This window comes from Streptomyces murinus (assembly GCF_002154555.1).
Lineage (GTDB): Bacteria > Actinomycetota > Actinomycetes > Streptomycetales > Streptomycetaceae > Streptomyces > Streptomyces murinus.
The window spans coordinates 1-6,964 of record NZ_MUNF01000700.1; the positions used below are offsets into that span (position 1 = coordinate 1).

Consider the following 6,964-nt stretch of genomic DNA (forward strand, 5'->3'; position numbering starts at 1 on the left):
CGCCGTACGGCCTCGGCGGCCAGGCCGCCGAGGCCGTACGGCGGGCGCTGCATCTGGACGGGCTCGAACTGATCGGGATCCACTCCCACATCGGCTCGCAGATCTTCGACATGTCCGGGTTCGAGGTCGCCGCCCACCGGGTCGTCGGACTGCTCAAGGACATCCGCGACGAGCACGGCGTCGAGCTGCCCGAGATCGACCTCGGCGGCGGCCTCGGCATCGCCTACACCAGCGACGACGACCCGCGCGAGCCGCACGAGATCGCCAAGGCGCTCGGCGAGATCGTCGGCCGCGAGTGCGAGGCCGCGCGGCTGCGTACGCCCCGGATCTCGGTCGAGCCCGGCCGCGCCGTCGTCGGCCCGACCGCGTTCACGCTCTACGAGGTCGGCACCGTGAAGCCCCTGGAGGGGCTGCGCACGTACGTCTCCGTCGACGGCGGCATGTCCGACAACATCCGGACCGCGCTGTACGACGCCGAGTACAGCGTCGCCCTCGTCTCGCGGGCCAGCGACGCCGAGCCGATGCTCGTCCGGGTCGTCGGCAAGCACTGCGAGAGCGGGGACATCGTGGTCAAGGACGCGTTCCTGCCCGCCGATCTCGCGCCGGGCGACCTCATCGCCGTACCGGCCACGGGGGCGTACTGCCGGTCGATGGCCAGCAACTACAACCATGTGCTCCGGCCGCCCGTCGTCGCGGTGAAGGACGGCGAGGCCCGGGTGATCGTCCGGCGGGAGACGGAGGAGGATCTCCTGCGTCTGGATGTCGGATGAGTCGTCGGACGAGTCGGCGGATGAGTCGGCGAAACGCGGGGCGGAAGATCTGCGGTCCGCAGGCCCCGCGAAAATGAAATAAACGTCTCAGGATCCGGACGAAGGGTAGAAACTCCCGTCCGGTGAGTGAGACTGGTCCAACCGTAGACGGTAAGAGGAAACGAGGTCGGATGATGCGTACGCGTCCGCTGAAGGTGGCGCTGCTGGGCTGTGGGGTTGTCGGCTCAGAGGTGGCGCGCATCATGACGACGCACGCCGACGACCTCGCCCAGAGGATCGGCGCCCCGGTGGAGCTCGCCGGGGTCGCCGTACGGCGCCCGAGCAAGGTCCGCGAGGGCATCGACCCGGCCCTGGTCACCACGGACGCCACCGCGCTCGTCAAACGCGGTGACATCGACGTCGTCGTCGAGGTGATCGGGGGGATCGAGCCCGCCCGGTCCCTCATCACCACCGCGTTCGAGCACGGCGCCTCCGTCGTCTCCGCGAACAAGGCCCTGCTCGCCCAGGACGGCGCCGCCCTGCACGCCGCCGCCGAGGAGCACGGCCGTGACCTCTACTACGAGGCCGCCGTCGCCGGTGCCATCCCGCTGATCCGCCCGCTGCGCGAGTCGCTGGCCGGCGACAAGGTCAACCGGGTGCTCGGCATCGTCAACGGCACCACCAACTTCATCCTCGACAAGATGGACTCCACGGGCGCCGGCTACCAGGAGGCCCTGGACGAGGCCACCGCGCTCGGCTACGCCGAGGCCGACCCGACCGCCGATGTCGAGGGCTTCGACGCCGCCGCCAAGGCCGCCATCCTCGCCGGTATCGCCTTCCATACGCGGGTGCGCCTGGACGACGTCCACCGCGAGGGGATGACCGAGGTCACCGCCGCCGACTTCCGCTCGGCCAAGGAGATGGGCTGCACCATCAAGCTGCTCGCCATCTGCGAGCGGGCGCGGGACGGGGCGTCCGTCACGGCGCGCGTGCACCCCGCCATGATTCCGCTGAGCCACCCCCTCGCCTCCGTGCGCGGCGCGTACAACGCCGTCTTCGTGGAGAGCGACGCGGCCGGCCAGCTGATGTTCTACGGCCCCGGCGCCGGCGGTTCCCCGACCGCCTCCGCCGTGCTCGGCGACCTCGTCGCCGTCTGCCGCAACAAGCTCAACGGCACCACGGGTCCCGGCGAGTCGGCGTACGCCGCGCTGCCGGTCTCCCCGATGGGCGATGTCGTCACGCGGTACCACATCAGCCTGGACGTGGCCGACAAACCGGGTGTCCTCGCCCAGGTCGCCACGGTCTTCGCCGAGCACGGGGTGTCCATCGACACCGTTCGGCAGTCGGGCAAGGACGGCGAGGCCTCCCTCGTCGTCGTCACCCACCGAGCGTTCGACGCCGCCCTGACCGGCACCGTCGAGGCGCTGCGCAAGCTCGACACCGTGCGGGGTGTCGCCAGCATCATGCGGGTTGAAGGAGAGTAACGAGCAATGACCCACCAGTGGCGCGGAATCATCGAGGAGTACCGGGACCGGCTGCCGGTTTCCGACACCACGCCGGTCGTGACGCTCCGTGAGGGCGGCACGCCCCTCGTGCCCGCGCAGGTGCTCTCCGAGCGCACCGGCTGCGAGGTCCACCTCAAGGTGGAGGGCGCGAACCCGACGGGGTCCTTCAAGGACCGCGGCATGACGATGGCCATCTCCAAGGCGAAGGAGGAGGGGGCCAAGGCCGTCATCTGCGCGTCCACCGGCAACACCTCCGCCTCCGCCGCGGCGTACGCCGTACGGGCCGGCATGGTCTCGGCCGTGCTCGTGCCGCAGGGCAAGATCGCGCTCGGCAAGATGGGCCAGGCCCTGGTGCACGGCGCGAAGATCCTCCAGGTCGACGGAAACTTCGACGACTGCCTCACGCTCGCCCGCTCGCTGAGCGAGAACTACCCGGTGGCGCTGGTCAATTCGGTCAACCCGGTGCGGATCGAGGGCCAGAAGACGGCCGCCTTCGAGATCGTGGACATGCTCGGCGACGCACCCGACATCCACGTCCTGCCGGTCGGCAACGCGGGCAACATCACGGCGTACTGGAAGGGCTACCAGGAGTACGCCGCCGACAAGATCGCCACCCGGACGCCCCGCATGTGGGGGTTCCAGGCGGCGGGCAGCGCCCCGATCGTGCGCGGCGAGGTCGTCAAGGACCCGTCGACCATCGCCACCGCCATCCGGATCGGCAACCCCGCCTCCTGGCAGTACGCCCTGGCGGCCCGGGACGAGTCCGGCGGCGCCATCGACGAGGTGACGGACCGTGAAATCCTGCGCGCCTACCGGTTGTTGGCCGCGCAGGAGGGTGTCTTCGTGGAGCCCGCCTCCGCCGCCTCGGTCGCCGGTCTGCTCAAGGCCGCCGAACAGGGCAAGGTCGACCCGGGCCAGCGGATCGTCTGCACCGTCACCGGCAACGGTCTGAAGGACCCCGACTGGGCCGTCGCCGGCGCGCCCCAGCCGGTCACCGTCCCGGTCGACGCGGCCACCGCGGCCGAGCGCCTCGGCCTCGCCTGAGGCACAGCGACAGCGACAGGGCCCGAGGGGGTCGTCCGGATCCCTGACAGGCCCTGTCAGGGTGCACAAAGGGCTTACGACACGCATCGTGCGCCTCCTGTGCGCCCTATGTCGCTACTGAACCTTCCTTCGATACGCTGTACCGAACCCGCTTGTTGCATATGCACTGCGCATAGGGGCAACGCCGCGCCGTCTGCGCGGCCGAGGGTCTCCACGTACGTATCGAATGTCTTTGACAGTCACGCAGCTCAAGGAGAGTCTTCGAGCGATGGCCGGTCCAGCCTTCCGAGCCGCCGCCGTCCGGGTGCGCACCCCCGCCACCAGCGCCAATCTCGGTCCGGGCTTCGACGCCCTGGGCCTCGCGCTGGGGCTCTACGACGACGTCGTCGTCCGGGTGGCCGACTCCGGGCTGCACATCGACATCGCGGGTGAGGGCAGCGAGAACCTGCCGCGCGACGAGCGCCACCTCCTCGTCCGCGCCCTGCGCACCGCCTTCGACCTGCTGGGCGGCCAGCCCCGGGGCCTGGAGATCGTCTGCGCCAACCGTATCCCGCACGGCCGGGGACTCGGCTCCTCCTCCGCCGCCATCTGCGCCGGCATCGTGGCCGCCCGCGCCGTGACCATAGGCGGCGAGGCCCGTCTGGACGACGCGGCCCTGCTGGCGCTGGCCACCGAGATCGAGGGCCATCCCGACAATGTGGCCGCCTGTCTGCTCGGCGGATTCACCTTGTCCTGGATGGAATCCGGCGCGGCCCGTGCGATCAGAATGGACCCCGACGATTCCATCGTTCCGGTGGTTTTCGTGCCCGGAAAGCCGGTCCTGACGGAAATCGCCCGCGGACTGCTGCCGCGCACCGTTCCGCATGTCGACGCCGCCGCCAACGCGGGCCGTGCCGCCCTGCTCGTGGAGGCCCTCACCCGGCGCCCCGAACTGCTGCTGCCCGCCACCGAGGACCGCCTCCACCAGGAGTACCGCGCCCCGGCCATGCCGGAGAGCGCCGCGCTGGTGGAGCGGCTGCGGGCGGACGGGATCCCGGCCGTCATCTCCGGCGCCGGACCCACCGTCATGGCCCTGACCGACGCCGGCACCGCCGACAAGGTCTCCCATCTCGCCGGTGCGGGCTGGGCCGCCAACCGGCTGGACCTCGATATGCGGGGAGCGAGCGTGCTGCCGCTTGCGCCCTGACACACGGTTGCCGGATTTGGAGAGGGGGAATGTTTGTTGGATCCGGTAGTGTTAATCTCAAGTCTGCACCCGACCCCACCATGGCGAGGTGCCACGTGTCCCCGTCCGGGACAGACATTCTTCCGGGAGCCCCCCACGCCACTCCGTGTTCCGCGCGCCGTACCTGGGCAGTACGTCGTATGCGAGCACTGAGCCGGCCGCAGGGCATGCTCCGGAACAGGTGCTACCACGCCACGTGACACCGGGTGTCACGGCTCGCGGAAGCGCCGTCACCGCACATTTCTCTTCCGCCGCGTTGGCGGACCACCGCCCCGGCACGGTTCACGAAGACAGGACCGTAGTCGGACAGCACAACCGGTCGCCGAGCCAGACAGGCCGACGTCCGCTCCAGGGAAGGACCCTTCGTGAGCGACACCACCGATCTGATGGGCGCACGTGTCGAGGAGACCGCTGCCGCGCCCGCCACGGACGCCTCCGCGCCTGCCACCGGTGCCGGCTCCCGGCGGCGCCGGGGTACCGGCCTTGAGGGCATGGTGCTGGCCGAGTTGCAGCAGGTCGCCTCGGGCCTCGGTATCCGGGGCACGGCGCGGATGCGCAAGAGCCAGCTGATCGAGGTCATCAAGGAGGCGCAGGCCCAGGGCAGTGCCCCCAAGGCCGAGGCCGCCACCGAGACCAAGCCGAAGCGCCGGGCCACCTCCAAGGCCCGCACCGGCGAGAGCGCGGACGGCGCGCAGAAGGCGGCCAAGTCCGAGGCGCCCGCCGAGAAGGCGCAGCAGCAGATCGAGATTCCCGGTCAGCCCGCCGCCGGAGACGACGCGCCGACCGAGCGCCGTCGTCGTCGTGCCACCGCCGAGGCCGGCAGCCCCGCCGCGGGCGGCGCCGAGACGGCCGCCGCCGAGGCCAAGACCGAGGCCCGTACCGACGCGAAGAGCGAGTCCAAGGCCGACGCGTCCGCCCAGCAGCCGCAGCAGCAGGGCGAGTCCGCGAAGAACGACGCCGGTGACGGCGAGGGCCGCGGCCGCCGCGACCGCCGTGAGCGCGGCCGTGAGCGCGGCGAGCGTGGCGACCGCGCCGAGCGTGGCGACCGTGGTGAGCGCGGTGACCGTGGTGACCGCGGCGACCGCCGCAACAAGGGCGACGACCAGCAGGGCGGCCAGCGTCAGCAGCAGGGCCAGCAGGGCGGCCGCCAGGACCGGCAGCAGCAGGACGACGACGACTTCGAGGGCGGCCGGCGCGGCCGTCGCGGCCGCTACCGCGACCGCCGTGGCCGTCGTGGCCGCGACGAGATCGCCGAGCCGCAGGTCGCCGAGGACGACGTCCTGATCCCCGTCGCGGGCATCCTGGACATCCTCGACAACTACGCCTTCATCCGGACCTCCGGCTACCTGCCGGGCCCGAACGACGTGTACGTCTCCCTCGCCCAGGTCCGCAAGAACGGCCTGCGCAAGGGTGACCACCTCACCGGTGCGGTCCGTCAGCCGAAGGACGGGGAGCGCCGCGAGAAGTTCAACGCGCTCGTCCGCCTCGACTCCGTCAACGGCATGGCGCCCGAACACGGCCGCGGCCGCCCGGAGTTCAACAAGCTGACGCCGCTGTACCCGCAGGACCGCCTCCGCCTGGAGACGGACCCGGGCGTGCTGACGACCCGGATCATCGACCTCGTGTCGCCGATCGGCAAGGGCCAGCGCGGTCTGATCGTGGCCCCGCCGAAGACCGGCAAGACCATGATCATGCAGGCGATCGCCAACGCGATCACGCACAACAACCCCGAGTGCCACCTGATGGTCGTCCTGGTCGACGAGCGTCCGGAAGAGGTCACCGACATGCAGCGGTCGGTCAAGGGCGAGGTCATCTCCTCGACCTTCGACCGCCCGGCCGAGGACCACACCACGGTCGCCGAGCTGGCCATCGAGCGCGCCAAGCGCCTCGTGGAGCTGGGCCACGACGTGGTCGTGCTGCTGGACTCCATCACGCGTCTGGGCCGCGCCTACAACCTCGCGGCGCCGGCCTCCGGCCGCATCCTGTCCGGTGGTGTCGACTCGACCGCGCTGTACCCGCCGAAGCGCTTCTTCGGTGCCGCGCGCAACATCGAGGACGGCGGCTCGCTCACCATCCTGGCGACGGCGCTCGTGGACACCGGCTCCCGCATGGACGAGGTGATCTTCGAGGAGTTCAAGGGCACCGGCAACATGGAGCTCAAGCTCGACCGCAAGCTCGCCGACAAGCGCATCTTCCCGGCGGTGGACGTGGACGCGTCCGGTACCCGTAAGGAAGAGATCCTGCTGGGCGCCGAGGAGCTGGGCATCGTCTGGAAGCTGCGCCGGGTGCTGCACGCCCTGGACCAGCAGCAGGCGATCGAGCTGCTGCTGGACAAGATGAAGCAGACCAAGTCGAACGTCGAGTTCCTGATGCAGATCCAGAAGACGACGCCGACCCCTGGCAACGGCGACTGAGTCTCCGGAACCAGCTGACTGAGGCCG

The 6,964-nt window shown here is 70.8% G+C and carries 5 protein-coding genes; all 5 read left to right on the forward strand.

The genetic code is table 11. From position 1 onward, the window contains the following. Positions 1 to 770: diaminopimelate decarboxylase family protein (locus CCN72_RS33400; RefSeq protein ID WP_425276196.1), on the forward strand; the 770-nt coding region annotated here is incomplete at its 5' end. 170 nt (positions 771 to 940) lie between these two features. Then, a complete protein-coding gene (locus CCN72_RS33405) occupies positions 941 to 2,233 on the forward strand; it encodes a homoserine dehydrogenase (protein WP_037656520.1) in 1,293 nt (430 codons plus the stop codon). Positions 2,234 to 2,239: 6 nt separating this feature from the next. Then, a complete protein-coding gene (gene thrC, locus CCN72_RS33410) occupies positions 2,240 to 3,298 on the forward strand; it encodes a threonine synthase (protein WP_085566567.1) in 1,059 nt (352 codons plus the stop codon). A gap of 268 nt (positions 3,299 to 3,566) precedes the next feature. After that, a complete protein-coding gene (gene thrB / locus CCN72_RS33415) occupies positions 3,567 to 4,484 on the forward strand; it encodes a homoserine kinase (RefSeq protein WP_085566568.1) in 918 nt (305 codons plus the stop codon). A gap of 404 nt (positions 4,485 to 4,888) precedes the next feature. After that, positions 4,889 to 6,937: a transcription termination factor Rho gene (gene rho / locus CCN72_RS33420; RefSeq protein WP_086812006.1), complete on the forward strand. Its 2,049-nt coding sequence runs from the start codon at positions 4,889 to 4,891 to the stop codon at positions 6,935 to 6,937. Positions 6,938 to 6,964 lie beyond the last annotated feature (27 nt).

Bases quoted from the DNA above. Each gene is read 5' to 3' on its own strand.
- CCN72_RS33405 (WP_037656520.1), top strand. From the start codon at position 941: ATGATGCGTACGCGTCCGCTGAAGGTGGCGCTGCTGGGCTGTGGGGTT.
- thrC (WP_085566567.1), top strand. From the start codon at position 2,240: ATGACCCACCAGTGGCGCGGAATCATCGAGGAGTACCGGGACCGGCTG.
- thrB (WP_085566568.1), top strand. From the start codon at position 3,567: ATGGCCGGTCCAGCCTTCCGAGCCGCCGCCGTCCGGGTGCGCACCCCC.